Genomic DNA, 17,333 nt, shown 5'->3' with positions numbered 1-17,333 from the left:
TATCCTACTGCGTCAGGACAGGGGTTGTCCACCGCGAACGCCCGCTTCGTGCTTGGCGAGGATGCCTTGGGCGCGGCAGATGACCGGCGCGTCGACCATCTGACCTTCGACACTGAACGCGCCTGCCTGGTGGCTGGCACCGTCGACCACTTGCCTGGCCCAGGCGAGGTCGGCCTCGCTGGGGGAAAACGCTTGATTGATGGCGGGCAACTGCCGGGGATGAATGCATAGCATACCGGCGAAGCCCATCTCCTTGGCGTGAACGGCCGTTTGCGCCACGGCAGCCGTGTCGTCGATGGCGGGATGAGGGCTTTCGAGCGGCGCGGCCAGGCCCGCGGCACGCGAATGGACCACCAGTTGATAACGCCCCTGATCGAGCATTTGCCGAGCGCCCGGCGTGTCGGGCGTCAGCCCCAGCTCGGTGATCATATCCAGGACCCCAAAACTCAACCGCTCGACACCTGCCATACCCGCCAGGCTGGGCAACGCCAACAGGCCTTGTGCGGTTTCGATCTGCAGCCAAAGCGGCTTGTCGCAGGCAGCGGCCTTTGCCAGTGCCTGGCAGGATTCGGCCTTGGGCACGAGCAGCTGCGTGATGGCCGCCTGGCGCGCGCATAGCGACAGATCGGGGGCATGGTGCGGAGAGCCAGGAGCATTGACGCGCACTATGAGCGAAGCCTGAGGATTATCCGCCAGGAATGCCTCGAGCGTATCTCGAGCGTTGGCCTTGTCACTGTCGGCGACGGCGTCTTCTAGATCGACGATGATGGCATCCGCCGCGCTAGCCAAGGCCTTGGCGATGCGATCCGGCCGAGTGGCCGGCACGAATAGAAGAGAGCGCAGGGCGTGCGGGTTCATAAAAGGCTCCATCAGTGATGCATTGATCTTTTAGGTGATGGCGCACTATCCCAACAGCGAACGGATACCCGCCAGGGCGTCCTGGCCGCGCGCCTGCTTTTTCTCGGGGTCTTCCTTGTCGGCGCGCCCTTCCCATTCCAGGTCATCCGGCGGAAGTTCCTCGAGGAAGCGGCTGGGGGTGCAATCCAGCAGCTCGCCGTAGGTCTTGCGCTGACGGGCCAACGTCAGGGTTAGCGTGCGCCGCGCGCGGGTGATGCCGACATAGGCAAGGCGGCGTTCTTCTTCGATGGTGCCCGTCTCGATCGCGTTACGATGCGGCAGTAAGTCTTCCTCCAGCCCCATCAGATAAACGTGGGGGAACTCCAACCCCTTGGAGGCATGCATGGTGAGTAGCTGCACCCGGTCGGAGTCGTCTTCCTCGGCTTGTTGCTCGAGGATATCGCGCAGCACCAGGCGCGATATGGCCGACTGTACGTCGTCGGTCTCCTCGGAGGCCTCGCCATCTTCGTCGTCCCGGTGCATCGACTTCTCGAGCTGGTCGACTAGCGTCCACACATTGGCCATGCGCCGCTCGGCGACGGTCGGGGCGCTGGCGTTCTGGAACAGCCAGGCTTCGTAATCCATGTCATGCAGCATTTCGCGAATCGCCGCGATAGCGTCGCCTTGGTCCATGCGCCGGCGCACCCCGTCGATGAAGTGCGTGAAGCGCGACAGGCGCTCCACGGCACGCGTCGGCAGGACCTGTTCGAGACCGATTTCGTGGCAGGCGGCGAACAAGGATACATGCCGCTCGGTGGCGTAGTTGGCAAGCTTTTCCAGCGTCCCGGGGCCGACCTCGCGACGCGGCACGTTGACGATACGCAGGAAGGCGTTGTCGTCGCCGGGGTTGATCAGCAAGCGCAGATACGCCATTGCGTCCTTGATCTCATTGCGCGAGAAGAACGACGTGCCGCCGGAGAGCTTGTAGGGAATCTGGTAATGCTGGAGCTTGAGTTCCAGCAGTCGTGCCTGGAAGTTGCCGCGATACAGTACGGCGAAGTCGCGCCACTCGGCGCGCTCCTTGATGCGCCGGGTGAGGATCTCGCTGGCCACGCGCTCGGCCTCGGCTTCCTCGTGGCGATTGACGATGACGCGAATGGCATGGCCCTGGCCCATCTCCGACCACAGCGTCTTTTCATAGACGTGGGGATTGTGGCCAATCAGCGTATTCGCCGCGCGCAGGATGATCCCGGTGGAGCGATAGTTCTGCTCCAGCTTGATCACGTTGAGACGCGCAAAGTCCTCGCCCAGCGTCACCAGGTTCTCGGGCCGCGCCCCGCGCCAGGCGTAGATCGACTGATCGTCGTCGCCGACCACGGTGAAGGTGGCGCGCTCGGCCATCAGCAATTTGACCAACTGATACTGGCTGACGTTAGTGTCCTGATACTCGTCGACCAGCATGTAGTGGATCTTACGTTGCCAGCGGGCCAAGGCGTCGGGATTGTCGCGCAGCAGGACCACCGGCAGCAGGATCAGGTCGTCGAAGTCGACGGCATTGTAGGCCTTGAGGTGGCGGTTATAGGCTTCGTACACCCGTGCCGCGTACTGCGCGTCCTCATCCGCAGCATGGGAAATCGCCTGCCCCGGTAACACCAGATCGTTCTTCCACTGCGAGATCTGGCTCTGCACCGCGTTGATCTGCTCGGCGTCGGTATCCGCTTCCTTCTGCATCAAGTCGCGCAGCAGTGCCTTGGCATCCTCGGGGTCAAACAGCGAAAAGCCCGGTTTGTAGCCCAGCGTCTTCAATTCGCCACGAATGATATTGAGCCCCAGGGTGTGGAAGGTCGACACCGTCAAGCCGTGGCCCTCGCGTCCCTTGAGCATCTCCCCCACGCGCTCCTTCATCTCGCGCGCCGCCTTGTTGGTGAAGGTCACCGCCGCGATCTTGCGCGCGCTCATCCCGCATTCCTGCACCAGATAAGCGATCTTGGTAGTGATCACGCTGGTCTTGCCTGACCCGGCACCCGCCAGCACCAGGCACGGGCCATCGATATAACGAACCGCTTCCTGCTGGCGCGGATTGAGGCCGGCAATGCGCTTATGGATTGAGATGGGGAGACTCATGCGTGAACCGTTTCCGTCGCATTCACGCCCGCCACGGGGGCGGCCCCGGTGAACTCGAGCTGACGCCAGGCCTCATAGACCAGGATCGCGCAGGCGTTGGAGAGGTTCAGGCTACGGCTATCCGGCAGCATGGGGATGCGCAGACGTTGCGCTTCCGGCAGAGCCTCCAGCATCGTCTGCGGGAGACCGCGAGTTTCGGGACCGAAGACCAGCGCATCGCCTTCCCGATAGGCGACGTCGTGATACCCGGTGCGACCACGCGTGGACACCGCCAGCACGCGCGCTGGCTGCACGCTTTCCAGGAAGGCATCCCAGTCGGCATGCACCTTGACCCGCGCCCACTCGTGATAATCGAGCCCGGCGCGACGCAGACGTTTGTCGTCGAGCGCGAAGCCCAGCGGCTCGATGAGATGAAGACGAAAGCCGGTGTTGGCGCACAAACGGATGAGATTGCCCGTGTTGGGCGGAATTTCAGGCTCAAAGAGTACGATATCGAGCATGAGGATCACTCTGCCAATGGCGGCGATGTGCCTGCATGATACGCAATCGGCGCCCCGAATGGGACGCCGATATTCTTTCTGCAGCGCCTCGGAACCGACGCTCAAATATTCTTTGTAGCGCCCGGGGCCGGCGCCAACGCTCGTAGCTCGTAGCTCGTAGCTCGTAGCTCGTAGCTCGTAGCTCGTAGCTCGTAGCCACAGATTGTGCTGTTGATCTTTCTTCCAGCTTAAAGCTTATGGCTTACAGCCAACGGCGCAGCCGGGACGCCCTTAAAAGCCGACGCTGACACCCAGAACCGGCCCGCTATCGAGTGTATGCTCGCCGCTCTCATCGAAGTCGGTGCGATAGTAGCGATAGCCGCCATAAAGGTATGTCTGCGAGACAACGTTGACGCGGGCCTGGGCACCGTACTCGTAGCTCTTCTCGATGTCGCCGTGGCTCAGGCCGTCCGGCGTATAAAAGCCGTAGCCGCCCACCGAGGTCAGCGGAATCGGCGTATCGACGTAGGCCGAACCGCCGAGCCCGACGCCACCACCGTCGCCGAAGTGCGTGTCCTGGTATTGATAGCGCGCGCCCACCGAGAGATCGACCAGCGGCAGATAGGGCGAAAACATCAACGACCCGGAATAAGCGTCCGCGTCATGACCGCTATCGTCCGAGGTGAAGTAGCCGACACTAGCGCGCAGGGTAGGGAAGATGCTCTGGCTCGCCTCGATCCCCTGTGAATCAGCACCCGCGTTGGCGGAAGCGCTGAGCGCCATGGCCTGCTGGCTGGCCAGCAGGAGGCCGGCGGAGGTGAGCGCGAAACCGAGTGACTTGATCATGAGGTACTCCCGCAAAAAATGGTGAACACTGCCATCACTATGGCATAATCGCATCAGTTTAAAAACGCCGTTTTCAAACCTTATCCGTCGAGCCGCACACCGTATCGATCACGATACGCACGAATGGCCTCGGCATGAGGCTTGAGATCGTCACCGGCATGGGTTTCGAGATAGATCAGCACCTGGTCGAGCGTGACGATACTCACGACCGGCATGGCGTAGCGTGCCTCGACCTCTTGGATGGCGCTGCGGCGCTGAACGCCCTCTTCGGCCTGGCCGCACTCCTGACGATCGAGGGCGATGACCACGCCCGCCGCCTGGGCATCGGCGGCATCGATCAGGTCCATGACCTCGCGGATCGCAGTACCCGCAGTGATGACGTCGTCGATGATCAGCACCCGCCCGGCGAGCGCAGCGCCGACGATGTTGCCGCCTTCGCCGTGGTCCTTGGCTTCCTTGCGGTTGAACGCGAACGGCAAGTCGCGGTCATGATGGTCGGCCAGTGCCACGGCTGTGGTCGTAGCAAGCGGGATGCCCTTGTAGGCGGGGCCGAAGAGCACATCCGCTTCAATACCGCTATGCGCGATGGCCTGCGCATAGAAGCGGCCCAGACACGCCAGGGCTCGGCCGCTCTTGAACAGACCGGCGTTGAAGAAATAGGGGCTGACCCGCCCGGACTTGAGGGTGAATTCACCGAACTTGAGCACGCCTTCTTCGATGGCGAATTCGATGAACTCCTGCTGATATGGTTGCAGTTGCGCGGTCACGCCGGACTCCCTATCACCCTGATCGCTATTACACATTTACCTAAACGTCGAAAGCTCAGGTATCATACACGCGCGACGAAAAAGGGGCCATGTATGAAAATCGCCAGCATCAATGTCAACGGAATCCGCGAAGCGGTCGGGAGGGGGTTTCTCGACTGGCTGGCCAACCAGGACGCCGACGTCATCTGCGTCCAGAACCTCAAGGCCAAAAGCTTCGAACTCGACGACAGCATTCTTTTCCCCGAGGGATACGAAGGCTATTTCCTGGATGCCGAGGAAGACGGTTTCTCGGGTGTAGGACTTTATTGCCGCAAGATTCCCAAGGCCATCATGTACGGGCTGGGCTTTCCCCAGTGCGATAACGAAGCGCGCTTCCTGCAGGCCGATTACGACCGCTTCAGCATCGCCAGCTTCCTGATGCCCGACGGCAGCGACATGGAGGCCAAGCAGTCCTTCATGAGCCAGTATCAGGAATATCTCAACAAGATGATCAAAAAGCGCCGCGAGTACATCATCTGCGGTACTTGGCACATCGCGCACAAGACCATCGATCTTGCCAACTGGGCCGATAATCAGACTACCCCTGGCTTTCGTCCCGAAGAGCGTGCGTGGATGGATCAGGTTTTCGGGCCGATGGGCTATATCGATACCTTCCGCGAGGTCAATCGCGATGCCAGCCAGTATACCTGGTGGCCCAAGCTCGATCAGGACGTGCCTCGCATGCGTCAGGAAGGCTGGCGCCTCGACTATCAGATCGTCGGCCCCGACTTCCGCCGCCACGTGGTGGATGCCTGGATCGACCGCGACGCCACTTTCTCTGAATTCGCGCCGCTCATCGTCGAGTACGATCTCGACCTGTAACGTCGCCGGTCCCGCGCAAATGATGACGCCGGCCCCAGGCCGGCGTCGTGCGTTCTTGCCGCATGCTAGCGTCCGCGATCAGTCGCGAAAGCCCAGCGCCTCGCGCTGATGGGCGAACAGCTTACTTCCGGCGCCTTCGGCCAGATCGAGCATCGCATTGAGCTCCTGACGGGTGAACGTCGCCGTTTCGGCGGTGCCCTGGACCTCGATCAAACCGCCATCTTCGGCCATGACCACGTTCATGTCGGTGCCTGCCGTGCTGTCCTCGGGATAGTCGAGATCCACCACCGGCTGGCCCTTGAAGATGCCCACCGACACCGAGCTCACCAATTGCTTGAAGGGATCCTTCTTGATCAGCTTCTCGCGCTGCAGGTGATGGATCGCGTCCACCAGCGCCACGCAGCCGCCGGTGATCGACGCCGTGCGTGTACCGCCATCGGCCTGGATCACGTCGCAATCCACGGTGATCGTGAATTCGCCGAGTTTCTTGAGATCCACCACCGTGCGCAGCGAACGGCCGATCAAGCGCTGAATCTCCAGCGTGCGACCACCCTGCTTGCCGCGCGTGGCCTCGCGCCCACCGCGCGTATGCGTGGCGCGCGGCAGCATACCGTATTCCGCAGTAACCCACCCCTGATGCTTACCGCGCAGCCAGCGCGGTACGCCGGCTTCGACGCTGGCATTGCACAGCACCTTGGTATCACCAAAGCTCACCAATACGGAACCTTCCGCATGGCGCGTATAGTCCCGCTCGAGCGTAATCTCGCGGGGTTGATCGGGCTGTCGTCCACTCGGGCGCATACCACCTCTCTGCATCGTCGATCGAAAAAACCAGGTTCGGAACAATCAAGTCGCGGCCACGCCGCAGCAATCCGCGCATTCTACACTCAAGCGGGCCTCAAGCGGACCGTGAATCGGTTAGACTGCAGGATTAAAGAATGGCTTCGCAGCGCAGGAGAATCGCATGGCTTACAGCATGACCGCCTTCACCCGGCAGACACAGGACGCCGACTGGGGCAGCTTGCAGCTCGAGTTGCGCTCGGTGAACCAGCGTTACCTGGAACCGCATTTCCGCCTGCCGGATAATCTGCGCGACCTTGAGCCGCATTATCGCGATGCGTTGCGCAAGCGCCTCTCACGCGGCAAGGTCGAATGCACCCTGCGCTTCGAACCGGCCCACGGCAACACCACGCTCCGCGTCAACGAGACACGCCTGGCCACCCTGGCCCAGGCACTGGATACGGTACGCGCACAGGTACCCGATGCCGCCATGCCCGATGCCCTGGCACTGCTCGATCACCCCGGCGTGCTCGAAAGTGACGGACTCGACCTCGAACGTGTCCAGCACGCTGCGCACGCACTTTTCGATGCCGCGCTGAACGACCTGATCGCCGGCCGCGCCCACGAAGGCGAACGCCTCGCGCAGTTGATCCGCGATCGGCTAGAGGGCATGCGCGCCGTGGTCGCCGAGGTCCGCGCCCACCTGCCCGAGATTCTGGAACGCCAGCGCCAGCAACTAGTCGAGCGTCTGACTGCCTTCAAGGCCGAGCTCGATCCCCAGCGCATCGAGACCGAAATTGCCCTGCTCGCCCAGAAGGCCGATGTCGCCGAAGAACTCGACCGGCTCGAGACCCACGTAGCCGAAGTCGAACGTCAGCTCACGCAAAAGGGCCCCGTCGGTCGCCGCCTCGACTTCCTGATGCAGGAACTCAACCGTGAAGCCAACACCCTCTCCTCGAAATCCATCGTCGCCGACACCACCCGCTGCGCAGTGGAGCTGAAGGTGTTGATCGAACAGATGCGGGAGCAGGTGCAGAATATTGAGTAATGTCCACGCTCATCCATTAAAGAAAATAAGTTATTGTTTTTTCTATAAACAGCTGCAGGAAAGAATGATGGGGATTTTTACTGCCAGGAAGGTCCAGGCTCTGATCAAGGACGGTGACACCGGGACGCTACAGCGATGGCCTGTACTTGATGCTCCCCCGGAAGGGTGCGCCCTACTGGATGCTTCGATATACGTTAGCCGGAAAGCGGCGTGAATTGACACTGGACAAATACGCGGACCTTTCGTTGGCTAAAGCTCGCGAGCGAGCTGTAGAAGCTCAGCGGATCATCCGCAACGGGGTCGATCCTATTGAAGAGCGCAAGCGTGAGGAAAAGGCCACCATCCATACCGTCCAGGACCTGTTCAGCGACTGGCATCAGGATCTGGAGAAACGCCTCAAGCACCCTCATATACCGAAGCGCATCTTTGAAAAGGACATTGCACCCTCTATTGGCAACCTCACCTTGGAGAGCGTCACCCCCATGGATGTAAGGGCCATCGTCCGGAGAATAGCCGATAGCGGGCGACCGACCGGGCGGCGATCTCGGCGACGGGATAACCCCGCTCCGCCACTTGTTTAACAGCTTCGAATTACGACGCAACTCGCGACTGGCGGTGCTGCTGTGAATGCCAAGCACTCTGAAGATCTGCCGCTGGCTTTCCTGCCGCTACCTGGCGGCCCAAAGTGCTGCAGTTATTCTATGAATCTAGGATTTCCAGAAAGCTATCCTGAAGTTTTTCCACTTCTATCAGGCAAATTACCTGTAGCTTCCAGCGCCTCGGCCACCTCAGGGGGCATGTACTTCTCATCATGCTTGGCAAGCACCTTTTGAGCCATGAACTTCCCGTTATCGTGCAATCTGCCAATCACGACCACCCCCTGACCTTCCCGAAATAGGTCCGGCAAGATGTCATCGTAACGAACGCTGACATCTTCGGCGAAATCGGTGACAACGAAGGAAACCTCCAGCGAATCGCTCTCACGAACGACACTGTCCTCCTTGACTATCCCCCCAATACGCATCGTACGTCCATAAGGTGCTTTCCCTGCTGCCACCTCGGCGGGTGTAAAAAACAGGTTGATGTTGGAGCGCAGCGCATAGAGTGTCAGCCCCGCGGCAATCGCCACTAATCCGATCACCCCGATCACGAGTATCAAACGACGTTTGCGCTGTACCTTCATGCCTCATCCGCCTGTCGTTGGCGGCGCTTAAGCCGAGCGATCAGCCGACGGCGCTCACTGCGTGCCGCCGTCACCAGACCGGACATTAACAATACGGCCATGCCCCAGGCCGGCCAGACATATTCTGCATAGCCGTGCATGGTAAGAAAGCCATGGAAAGAGTCGAAAGCCATATCAGGATTCCCGGATTTGCATTTATTGAGCGGAGACCACGCTGTCGATCACCAGTAACCGCCGATCGGAGCTACTGACGTCGACATCGCTGAGGGTGCCGTATAGATCGCCGGGGTGGGGCTTGGCCTGACCGCTGGCAGACACACGTGCGATCAGCTCCACATGCTCTGCCTGAGAAAGCTTGCGGTTTGGCATCATGGCATTAGCATCACTCAGAGTCAGTGCCTGCGGCAAATTGCCCAACGTAGTGCGGATAACTGCCAATGGCGAGCCGTCACTATCGGGATCGCGGGCTACTAGAAACACACTGGTGTCGGCCGCAAACCGGTCGGTCAGGCGTGGGTCCAACGCCAACTTGACGCGCAGGCTCGCCTGCACTGCTTTGCCACCCGTATCATCCATTCGTTGCTGGGCAATGCCGATGACTCGCTTCAACGCCTTGATGGCCTGGGGATCCTGATAGCCGGCAATCGACTTACGCCAATGGCTAATCGCTTCACCGTAACGCTCATGATCAAATGCCGCGATGCCCAGCACCTCGTTGGCCACCGGCTGCCTTGGATCGAGCTTCAATGCCTCATCAAGCAGCGACTGGACTCGCGCGGTGATGGTGCGTTGTGCCGCCAAGAATTCGGCCTGGGCCAAATGCCCCAGCAGCGATGGCTGGCGTCCCTTGATGTCGATGAGTTTCTCGGCCACATCCGCCGCTTTGGCGTACTGATTACTGTCGCGATAGACCGGGTAGAGCTGGGCCCAGACCTCCGGGTTCTGCGGTTGGCGTCTGGTCATCGCCTCAAGCTTGGCTTGTTGACGCTTCAAGGGCGCATCCTGCAAGGACTGCACCGTCTCATAGAGTGCCAGGTTCTCACTGGCGCCCAAATGCTGATACGCCAACAGCGAGCCGCCGATCACGCAGACCACCACGACCGGCAACAACCAGCGCCCCGTGGTCGACATAGCCAGGGGACGCTGGTGCTGAGTATCGGCATCTTCAAGCAGCCGGCGTTCGAGCTCCCGGCTATCCGCGTTGAAGCGTTCACGATCGATCTCATTCGCCGCCAGTGACTCTTCCAGCGCTGCCAGCCGTTGACGATAGATCGCTACATTCTCGGCATTGTGGCGATCCTCCGACTCCGCAGTAAGCTGAGACTTGCGCAGGCCTGTGGCACGCCATAGTGGCCATACGAGTAATACAACCGCCAGCAGCGAGAGCAGGCCAATGCCTATCCATAGGGCGGTCATAGGTACTCCTCATGGCGCTTTTCCGGCTTGAACAGCACTTTCATCATGGCGCCACTAGCGTATGCGCCACCTGCCAACGCTTGCTCGCCCACTTTTCTCTCTCTTGCAACTCCGTCACTCACTTTACGAGCTCCTGCACCCAGCGGGTGCGCGATTCACGTTTGAGGATCTCGCTACGTAGTCGATAGAGCGTCAACGCAATGAAAAAACAATAGAAACCCAACACCATCAGCAGCAATGGCATCCACATACTGGCGGCCATTGCCGGACGGTCCCCTAGGGTGAAGGTCGCCGGTTGATGCAGGGTATTCCACCACACGACCGAATACTTGATGATCGGAATATTCACGACCCCCACCAAGGTGAGCACGGCCGCTGCCTTGGCGCCCTGCTCCGTACTGCTAAAGGCACTCCGCAACGCGATCACGCCGATGTAGATAAACAGCTGAATCAGCATGGACGTCAGGCGTGCGTCCCAGGTCCACCAGGTGCCCCAGGTCGGAATACCCCATAGGGCGCCGCTGAACAGGCCCAGAAACGTCATTGCCGCGCCAAACGGCGCTATGACCCGAGCCGCCATATCGGCGACCTTGATTCTCCAGACCAGGAACACGACAGAGGCCACCGCCATGGTCACGAAGACACTCTGCGCCAGTATCGCGGCCGGCACATGCACATCAATGATCCGGTAGCTATCGCCCATCTGATAGTCGGGCGGCGAGAAGATCAGTGACCACACACTCCCCACGGCGAGCAACAGGACGGCGGCAACCCAGAAGCAGGGCTGCAGGCGTCCGCACAACTGATAGGACCACTTCGGCGACCCCAGCTTGTGTATAAATGTCCACATTCCGATTTACTTGCCCCCAACGCGTTCATTACGCCTGCCGGCATCAGCCGTTAACACTAATCCGTAAGGCACCCGCAATGGCGAATGGTGCACCCGCCAGTGCTAGCGCCAGCATGGCACCCAATATGGCCAGTGGCGCGGCCACCGGGTCGCCCAGTATCGCCCGATTCACGGCCCCCGCACCAAAGATCAGTACCGGTATATAAAATGGAAGAATGAGCAATGACAGCAGCACGCCTCCCCTGGGTAAACTCACGGTTAACGCAGCTCCTATTGCGCCCACCAGGCTGAACGTTGCCGATCCCAGCAATAGTGCAATGATCAGGGTGACAATCCCGGACAACGGCAACGAAAGCATCAGGCCCAATAGCGGAGCTAACAACGCCAGGGGTACCCCGGTCAGAAGCCAGTGGGCGAGAGTCTTGGCCAGGCAGAGTACCGGCAGCGGCTGCGACGACACCATCATTTGCTCAAGGCTACCGTCAGCGAAATCAGTCCGAAAAAGGGCATCCAGCGACAACAGCATCGCCAACAGTGCAGTGACCCAGAGTAGACCCGGTGCGATGGTCGCCAGTAGCTCAGGCTTCGGCGAAATGCCCAGCGGAAACAAAACGATCACCAGGCTCTGGAAGAATAACGGGTTGACCCATTCCCCTCCGCGACGCCGTGCGATTGACAATTCGCGGCGCATCTGCAGCGTGCAGGCCCATAGCATCCCCCGTGGCGCCAACGCCGCTTGTGGTTCATGCCTCGTCATGGAGCACTCCCAAGCGCATCGTCTGCACGCCGTCGTCGGCGCGAAACGCATGATGCGTGGTCATGATTACTGCGCCACCAGCATCGCGATGTGCCAATAGTCGTTGCTCCAACCACGCGACGCCCTCGCGATCGAGTGCGGTGAAGGGCTCATCGAGAATCCATAACGGGCGTGCGATCAACTCGAGACGCGCCAGCGCAATGCGACGCTGCTGTCCAGCCGAGAGCTGGCTGGCCGGTACATCTTCAAACCCATAGAGTGCCACACTGGCCAGTGCCTGATTGATCGCCGCCGAGCTGGCGCGCAGACCCGCCAGCCCCGCCGACCATTCGAGGTTTTCCTGGGCGGTCAGCGATTTGCCGACACCCGGCGTATGACCAATGTACAAAAGCGCTGACAAGTAGCTCTCGCGCACTCGAGAAAGGGCCCTGCCATGCCACTCGAGCTTGCCGGATGCCGGCAGCAGTTGCCCACTCAACATCTTGAGCAACGAGGTCTTGCCACTACCATTAGGCCCCTCGATACGTAGCATCACGCCATCGACCACGTTCAGCTCGAAGCCCTTGAATAGTTCACGTTCATCGCGCTCGCAGGCGAGATGATGGCCACGTAGATCAACCCTCAAGGTTCGTCTCGCGAGTGCGTATCCGTGCTATCGTGACGTGACGTGAGCCCCTCGAGACGCTGACGTTCGTTGTCACTCAGAGTCTCTTCGGTATGGCGCCGGCGGCGCACCACGAAGACTGTAACAATCACGCCACCGAGTGCCACGAGGCCTATCGGCAGCCCCCAAAGCAGCCAGGTCCGCGCTTCTAAGCGCGGCTTGTACAGCACGTAGTCACCAAATCGCTGCACCATGGTCTGCTTGATCGTCTTGTTACTGGCGCCATCACGCAACATGTTGGCTACACGCTCACGCATATCAGCGGAAATCGGCGAGTTGGAAGCTGCAATCGACTCGTTCTGACACATCGGGCAACGCAACTTCTGGCTGAGGCCCTTATAACGTTCGCTCAGGTGGGGATCATCGAAGGATTGGACCTCGATCGCCGCCTGTGCAATCCCCGCCAACCATACCAAGAGGCACAACACCACCACGCACAGCCCCTTGAGCTGCATGGAACGCAAGGGCGCTATTGCCATTTTTCCACCTCCGGCAGGATGACTTTATCAACATCCTCAGGCGTAATGGCGCCTGTATGGTGGTAACGGATGATGCCATTGGCATCGACGATGAAACTTTCAGGCGCACCATAAACACCCAGATCGAAGCCCAGACTGCCCTTCGGATCGAAGATCGACACCTCAAAGGGGGTGCCATAGGTATCCAGAAACTTATGGCCCTTGCTACGCGTATCTTTATAGTCAACACCGACCACGCGCACGCCTTTATCGGCCAACTCATGCAGCTGCGGCATTTCCTTCTTGCATACTGGGCACCATTCGCCCCAGACATTGACCACGGTGATCTCGCCCTTCAGCAATGAGCGGTCGAGCTGACGGTCGGGATCACCCAGCGAAGACAGCTGAAATTGCGGAAACGCTTTGTCGATCAATGCCGAATCGCGTGATTTAGGGTCCGAGGAAAGTCCACGATAGAGAAAAGCCACCAGCACTACGCACAACACCAGCGGAATAAGCAGTAACAGGCGACGCTTCATGATGAGCTACCCTCCGACGCGTCCGAACCTGGCAATGTATCCTCGGCCGCAACATCTCTCGAAGCGGTGCGCTGACGATAACGACGGTCAAGCACGGCGATCACCCCGCCCAACGCCATGATCAGCCCGCCTAGCCACAGCCAACGAACAAATGGCTTGAGCTGAATGCGCATCGACCAGTCATCGTTTTCGACCTGGGACCCCAGCGCCAGATACATATCGCCGAAGAACCCGGGGCGCAGCGCCACATCCGTCATTGGCATACCAGAAGCATCGTAGAACCGCTTCTCGGGATACATGAAGAATGGCTGTCCAGCCGACGGTGTTACCTTGATGGTCGCCGTATCAGCTACGTAGTTCGGCCCCTGACGCTCGTTGAAGTCGGTCATCGTAAAGCGGTATCCCGCAACGTCGACATCCTGCCCGGGTTCCAGACGCACATTCTGTTCCACGCTGTAATTCGACACCATCACCACACCCACGATGGTCACCGCCAGCCCGAGATGCCCGAGCACCATGCCCCAGTAGGCAGGCCGCAGTTTCTTCAGGGCCACCAGCCGCCCTTTCCAGCGCGACTTATCGCCATGCTGGCGGTTGCCCTGGCGCGGTCGGGTCTTGTCTACCAGATCGCGTACCAGCGACAGTACCAACCATAGCGCCAGCAGCAGACCAAGCGAAGCACTCAGGCTCCAGCCGCCGCCGTAAAGCAACGGCAGGACGGCGGCCAGCACCACCGCAACCAGCCCCGACAGAGCCAACCGCTGATAGAGCTCACGCCCGGGCATTCGCTTCCAGCGCGCTATCGGCCCTAGCCCCATGAACACGCAAAGCAGCGCACTCAAGGGTACAAACAAGGCATTGAAGTATGGTGGACCAACACTGATCTTGCCGAGGTTCAGTGCATCAAGCACTAGCGGGTACAGTGTTCCCAGCAGCACAGTGACCGCCATGATCACCAACAGAATGTTGTTGATCAGCAGCAACGCATCTCGCGAGAACCAGCCGAAGCCAGTACTCGACTTCACACGGGGCGCGCGCAGGGCAAAAATGATCAACGACGCGCCCACGGTAATGCCGAACAGAATTAGAATGAACATGCCACGCTGCGGGTCGTTAGCGAACGAGTGCACGGAGGTCAGCACACCTGAGCGCACCAAAAAGGTGCCCAGCAGCGACAGGGAAAAGGTGAATATAGCCAGCAAGGCGGTCCAGTTCTTGAACGTACCGCGTTTTTCCGTCACGGCCAACGAGTGAATCAGCGCGGTGCCAGCAAGCCAGGGCAGTAACGAGGCATTTTCAACGGGGTCCCAGAACCACCAACCACCCCAGCCAAGCTCGTAGTAGGCCCACCAGCTACCCAGCGACCCCCCCACCGTCAAGAACGCCCAAGCGGCATTGGTCCAGGGCCGTGCCCAGCGTGTCCAGGCGGCATCCAGACGACCGCTGAGCAAGGCTGCGATAGCAAAGGCGAAGACCACCGAAAAGCCGACATAGCCCATGTACAGCATCGGTGGGTGGACGATCAGGCCAAAGTCCTGCAACAGCGGGTTGAGATCGCTACCCTCGGCGGGGACGCTGGGCAGCAACCTGGTAAACGGGTTAGAAGTCAGCACGATGAAGAGCAGAAACCCGGTACTGATCCAGCCCATCACGGCCAATACGCGAGCATGCATGTCGCGCGGCAAGCGCCTCGAGAAAACGCTGACGGCGAATCCCCAGGTCGCCAAAATCAGCACCCACAAGAGTATCGAGCCCTCATGGCTACCCCAGACGGCACTGAGTTTGTAGTACCACGGCAAGTGCGAGTTAGAGTTTTGGACAACGTAGGCGACGCTGAAGTCATCCAGCAGAAAGCATGCCATCAGGGAGAAGAAGGCAATCGCCAGGAAAATGAACTGCCCCCAGGCCATGGGTTGAGCAAAAGCCATCCAAAGCGGGCGACGCCAGATAGCGCCAGCCAACGGGACGGTTGCCTGAACCAACGCCAGGGCTAACGCCATCACCATGGCGTAAAACCCCAGCTCGGGAATCATCATCGTCATGCAAACAACTCTTTACTCAGGGAATGCGTGATTCAGGAAGCGCGTTACTCAACCAGTTCCTTGCACAACCGGTTCTTTATACAACACGCCTTTTGCACACAGAACCCACCCACCTGTCGTTATAGGACAACAGTTTGCTAACTAGTATTCTCATGAATCGACGGCCCGACACTCAGTCGCCGTGGTCGAGCCGCATTGAAAATAGCCGTTTGCGGGCACTGCAACATGCTACTGCCAGGGTACGGCCCTATACTGCCAAGCTTATCGTCGGGCTATCGTAGTCCCATCGCCAACGAAGGCTCGACCGCTGCCGGATATAAGCGAGCAGCATGCCACAACGACGCTGATGACGGCAGGTCACTCCTGCATCTCAGGCGCACTACTCTTTCGATCATCCGGTAGTTTCTTGCGTACCCCGGCGACTTGATCGGCCGTCACCTCACCTCCGTGATTGTCCCAGCCACCACGCACGAAGGTAGCCAGTTGTGCGACTTCCTCGTCGGAAAGACGCCAGCCAAAGTCCGGCATCGCCAATGCCTCCGGCTTTTTCGGGGTCGATGGCAGACGCGCGCCGTCCAAGATTACATGGATCAACCCGGTGGGATCATCAGCATTAACCAGGGAGCTGCCGTTCAGCGATGGGAACACTTGCGGGGCCCCGCGGCCATCGGCGAAGTGGCAGGAATTGCAGTTGTCGAGGTAGAGCCGGGCGCCCGGATCCTCGTCAACATCTGCAGCGGTCAACATCTCCTCGGTGCGGGCCGATGACGTTTTTTCCGGCGTGTCCTGCTCATTCACTGTCTGGCGGGATAACGATTTCAGATAGGCTGCAATCGACCGCAGATCCTCATCTTTCATGTGGGACGTGCTGTTGGCGACCACCGATGTCATTTCACCGGCCACGGCGCTGTGCTCGTTACGGCCAGTCGCCAAGTAGTCCACGATGTCATCGGTACTCCACGCCTGGAGACCTTCGTCACCGTCGCCGCCGCCACGGAGATTAGGCGCCCACCAGTTATTCAGCGCTTCACCACTTAGATAGTCGTCGTCGCTATCGCTTAGAGCCTTCTCCTGAAACATCAGACCGCGTGGCGTATGACAGCTACCACAATGCCCGAGTCCCTGGACGAGATAAGCGCCACGCTCGATCGGCTCTGTCGGCTGGTCGGCCGGCTCGAATGCCTCAGCATCGGCGAAGAGCCAGTTCCACAGACTGATACCCCAGCGCTGGTTGAACGGAAAGCTGACATCGCTCTCAGGCGGCTTGTCGGCGACCGGTTCTACCTCCTGCATGAAATAGGCGTAAAGCGCATCGATATCCTCGTCGGAAATCTTCGCGTAAGAGGGATACGGCATCGCCGGGTAGAGGTTGGCGCCATCGGCGCGCTTGCCTTCCCGCAGCGCAGCGGCGAACTCATCACGCGTGTAATCGCCTATCCCGGCGTCCGGATCCGGGGTGATATTGCTCGAAACGATAGTGCCTAACGGGCTTTCAATTTCCAGCCCACCAGCAAATGGCTTATCGTCCGATGCCGTGTGACAGGCCACGCAATCGCCGGCACGCGCCAGGTATTCGCCACGCTGCACCAGGCTCTGCTCGGCAGCACCGCTCGTACTCGCAGCCCCTAGCAACCCAAGACAGGTGAGTGCAGACAGCCAAATTCGATGGGTCATAATGCTCT

19 protein-coding genes are annotated in these 17,333 nt (G+C 59.8%); 3 read left to right on the top strand and 16 right to left on the bottom strand.

Translation table 11 applies throughout. The features are described from left to right. Positions 1 to 12: 12 nt before the first annotated feature. From OP496_RS05530 to pyrE, 5 genes are all read right to left on the bottom strand, one after another. Complete coding sequence (locus tag OP496_RS05530) at positions 13 to 858, bottom strand: CoA ester lyase (RefSeq protein ID WP_280562508.1); 846 nt, start codon at positions 856 to 858, stop codon at positions 13 to 15. 45 nt (positions 859 to 903) lie between these two features. Continuing rightward, positions 904 to 2,961 carry a DNA helicase Rep gene (gene rep / locus OP496_RS05525; RefSeq protein ID WP_280562507.1) on the bottom strand — a complete coding sequence of 686 codons (2,058 nt, stop codon included), beginning with the start codon at positions 2,959 to 2,961 and terminating at the stop codon, positions 904 to 906. Continuing rightward, positions 2,958 to 3,461, bottom strand: a complete 504-nt coding sequence (trmL, locus tag OP496_RS05520; protein WP_280562506.1) for a tRNA (uridine(34)/cytosine(34)/5-carboxymethylaminomethyluridine(34)-2'-O)-methyltransferase TrmL — start codon at positions 3,459 to 3,461, stop codon at positions 2,958 to 2,960. Before trmL ends, rep begins: the two co-directional genes overlap by 4 nt. A gap of 270 nt (positions 3,462 to 3,731) precedes the next feature. Beyond that, positions 3,732 to 4,286 (bottom strand): YfaZ family outer membrane protein, encoded by a 555-nt coding sequence (locus OP496_RS05515; RefSeq protein ID WP_280562505.1) that lies wholly within the window; start codon positions 4,284 to 4,286, stop codon positions 3,732 to 3,734. An 80-nt stretch (positions 4,287 to 4,366) separates the two neighbouring features. After that, entirely contained in the window at positions 4,367 to 5,053 is a 687-nt protein-coding gene (pyrE, locus tag OP496_RS05510) for an orotate phosphoribosyltransferase (protein WP_280562504.1), read from the bottom strand. A 93-nt stretch (positions 5,054 to 5,146) separates the two neighbouring features. Between pyrE and OP496_RS05505 the strand changes: the two genes are divergently transcribed. Further along, positions 5,147 to 5,914 carry an exodeoxyribonuclease III gene (locus OP496_RS05505; protein ID WP_280562503.1) on the top strand — a complete coding sequence of 256 codons (768 nt, stop codon included), beginning with the start codon at positions 5,147 to 5,149 and terminating at the stop codon, positions 5,912 to 5,914. 78 nt (positions 5,915 to 5,992) lie between these two features. Here the strand turns inward: OP496_RS05505 and rph are convergent, their stop codons facing one another. Then, complete coding sequence (rph, locus tag OP496_RS05500) at positions 5,993 to 6,715, bottom strand: ribonuclease PH (protein WP_280562502.1); 723 nt, start codon at positions 6,713 to 6,715, stop codon at positions 5,993 to 5,995. 163 nt (positions 6,716 to 6,878) lie between these two features. Between rph and OP496_RS05495 the strand changes: the two genes are divergently transcribed. Beyond that, positions 6,879 to 7,742, top strand: coding sequence for a YicC/YloC family endoribonuclease (locus tag OP496_RS05495; protein WP_280562501.1), 864 nt, complete (start codon positions 6,879 to 6,881; stop codon positions 7,740 to 7,742). A gap of 149 nt (positions 7,743 to 7,891) precedes the next feature. Then, positions 7,892 to 8,323 carry an Arm DNA-binding domain-containing protein gene (locus tag OP496_RS05490; protein WP_348522001.1) on the top strand — a complete coding sequence of 144 codons (432 nt, stop codon included), beginning with the start codon at positions 7,892 to 7,894 and terminating at the stop codon, positions 8,321 to 8,323. Positions 8,324 to 8,466: 143 nt separating this feature from the next. Here the strand turns inward: OP496_RS05490 and ccmE are convergent, their stop codons facing one another. From ccmE to OP496_RS05440, 10 genes are all read right to left on the bottom strand, one after another. Beyond that, positions 8,467 to 8,925 carry a cytochrome c maturation protein CcmE gene (ccmE, locus tag OP496_RS05485; RefSeq protein WP_280562499.1) on the bottom strand — a complete coding sequence of 153 codons (459 nt, stop codon included), beginning with the start codon at positions 8,923 to 8,925 and terminating at the stop codon, positions 8,467 to 8,469. Then, a complete protein-coding gene (ccmD, locus tag OP496_RS05480) occupies positions 8,922 to 9,098 on the bottom strand; it encodes a heme exporter protein CcmD (RefSeq protein ID WP_280562498.1) in 177 nt (58 codons plus the stop codon). The genes ccmE and ccmD overlap by 4 nt, the downstream gene beginning before the upstream one ends. Before the next feature lie 22 nt (positions 9,099 to 9,120). Next, a complete protein-coding gene (gene ccmI, locus OP496_RS05475) occupies positions 9,121 to 10,341 on the bottom strand; it encodes a c-type cytochrome biogenesis protein CcmI (RefSeq protein WP_280562497.1) in 1,221 nt (406 codons plus the stop codon). A gap of 118 nt (positions 10,342 to 10,459) precedes the next feature. Further along, a complete protein-coding gene (locus tag OP496_RS05470; RefSeq protein WP_280562496.1) occupies positions 10,460 to 11,191 on the bottom strand; it encodes a heme ABC transporter permease in 732 nt (243 codons plus the stop codon). Between the two features lie 43 nt (positions 11,192 to 11,234). Next, on the bottom strand, positions 11,235 to 11,906 hold the full coding sequence (gene ccmB, locus OP496_RS05465) for a heme exporter protein CcmB (RefSeq protein WP_280562652.1): 672 nt from the start codon (positions 11,904 to 11,906) through the stop codon (positions 11,235 to 11,237). A gap of 28 nt (positions 11,907 to 11,934) precedes the next feature. Then, entirely contained in the window at positions 11,935 to 12,573 is a 639-nt protein-coding gene (gene ccmA, locus OP496_RS05460; protein ID WP_280562494.1) for a cytochrome c biogenesis heme-transporting ATPase CcmA, read from the bottom strand. Continuing rightward, complete coding sequence (locus tag OP496_RS05455; protein ID WP_280562493.1) at positions 12,570 to 13,091, bottom strand: cytochrome c-type biogenesis protein CcmH; 522 nt, start codon at positions 13,089 to 13,091, stop codon at positions 12,570 to 12,572. Before OP496_RS05455 ends, ccmA begins: the two co-directional genes overlap by 4 nt. Then, positions 13,082 to 13,609, bottom strand: coding sequence for a DsbE family thiol:disulfide interchange protein (locus tag OP496_RS05450; RefSeq protein WP_280562492.1), 528 nt, complete (start codon positions 13,607 to 13,609; stop codon positions 13,082 to 13,084). Before OP496_RS05450 ends, OP496_RS05455 begins: the two co-directional genes overlap by 10 nt. Then, positions 13,606 to 15,651: a heme lyase CcmF/NrfE family subunit gene (locus tag OP496_RS05445; RefSeq protein WP_280562491.1), complete on the bottom strand. Its 2,046-nt coding sequence runs from the start codon at positions 15,649 to 15,651 to the stop codon at positions 13,606 to 13,608. The genes OP496_RS05450 and OP496_RS05445 overlap by 4 nt, the downstream gene beginning before the upstream one ends. Before the next feature lie 357 nt (positions 15,652 to 16,008). Further along, complete coding sequence (locus tag OP496_RS05440) at positions 16,009 to 17,325, bottom strand: cytochrome c (protein WP_280562490.1); 1,317 nt, start codon at positions 17,323 to 17,325, stop codon at positions 16,009 to 16,011. Positions 17,326 to 17,333 lie beyond the last annotated feature (8 nt).

Source organism: Chromohalobacter sp. 48-RD10 (assembly GCF_029889785.1).
Classification (GTDB): Bacteria; Pseudomonadota; Gammaproteobacteria; order Pseudomonadales; family Halomonadaceae; genus Chromohalobacter.
The sequence above is the reverse complement of the archived record's forward strand: the minus strand, read 5'-3'. Positions and strand labels throughout refer to the sequence as shown.

What these genes read in the sequence shown, in the direction of transcription:
- OP496_RS05530 (WP_280562508.1), bottom strand. Translation starts at nt 858, where the DNA reads ATGAACCCGCACGCCCTGCGCTCTCTTCTATTCGTGCCGGCCACTCGG.
- rep (WP_280562507.1), bottom strand. Translation starts at nt 2,961, where the DNA reads ATGAGTCTCCCCATCTCAATCCATAAGCGCATTGCCGGCCTCAATCCG.
- trmL (WP_280562506.1), bottom strand. Translation starts at nt 3,461, where the DNA reads ATGCTCGATATCGTACTCTTTGAGCCTGAAATTCCGCCCAACACGGGC.
- OP496_RS05515 (WP_280562505.1), bottom strand. Translation starts at nt 4,286, where the DNA reads ATGATCAAGTCACTCGGTTTCGCGCTCACCTCCGCCGGCCTCCTGCTG.
- OP496_RS05505 (WP_280562503.1), top strand. Translation starts at nt 5,147, where the DNA reads ATGAAAATCGCCAGCATCAATGTCAACGGAATCCGCGAAGCGGTCGGG.
- rph (WP_280562502.1), bottom strand. Translation starts at nt 6,715, where the DNA reads ATGCGCCCGAGTGGACGACAGCCCGATCAACCCCGCGAGATTACGCTC.
- OP496_RS05495 (WP_280562501.1), top strand. Translation starts at nt 6,879, where the DNA reads ATGGCTTACAGCATGACCGCCTTCACCCGGCAGACACAGGACGCCGAC.
- OP496_RS05490 (WP_348522001.1), top strand. Translation starts at nt 7,892, where the DNA reads ATGCTCCCCCGGAAGGGTGCGCCCTACTGGATGCTTCGATATACGTTA.
- ccmE (WP_280562499.1), bottom strand. Translation starts at nt 8,925, where the DNA reads ATGAAGGTACAGCGCAAACGTCGTTTGATACTCGTGATCGGGGTGATC.
- ccmD (WP_280562498.1), bottom strand. Translation starts at nt 9,098, where the DNA reads ATGGCTTTCGACTCTTTCCATGGCTTTCTTACCATGCACGGCTATGCA.
- ccmI (WP_280562497.1), bottom strand. Translation starts at nt 10,341, where the DNA reads ATGACCGCCCTATGGATAGGCATTGGCCTGCTCTCGCTGCTGGCGGTT.
- OP496_RS05470 (WP_280562496.1), bottom strand. Translation starts at nt 11,191, where the DNA reads ATGTGGACATTTATACACAAGCTGGGGTCGCCGAAGTGGTCCTATCAG.
- ccmB (WP_280562652.1), bottom strand. Translation starts at nt 11,906, where the DNA reads ATGCTATGGGCCTGCACGCTGCAGATGCGCCGCGAATTGTCAATCGCA.
- OP496_RS05455 (WP_280562493.1), bottom strand. Translation starts at nt 13,091, where the DNA reads ATGGCAATAGCGCCCTTGCGTTCCATGCAGCTCAAGGGGCTGTGCGTG.
- OP496_RS05450 (WP_280562492.1), bottom strand. Translation starts at nt 13,609, where the DNA reads ATGAAGCGTCGCCTGTTACTGCTTATTCCGCTGGTGTTGTGCGTAGTG.
- OP496_RS05445 (WP_280562491.1), bottom strand. Translation starts at nt 15,651, where the DNA reads ATGACGATGATGATTCCCGAGCTGGGGTTTTACGCCATGGTGATGGCG.
- OP496_RS05440 (WP_280562490.1), bottom strand. Translation starts at nt 17,325, where the DNA reads ATGACCCATCGAATTTGGCTGTCTGCACTCACCTGTCTTGGGTTGCTA.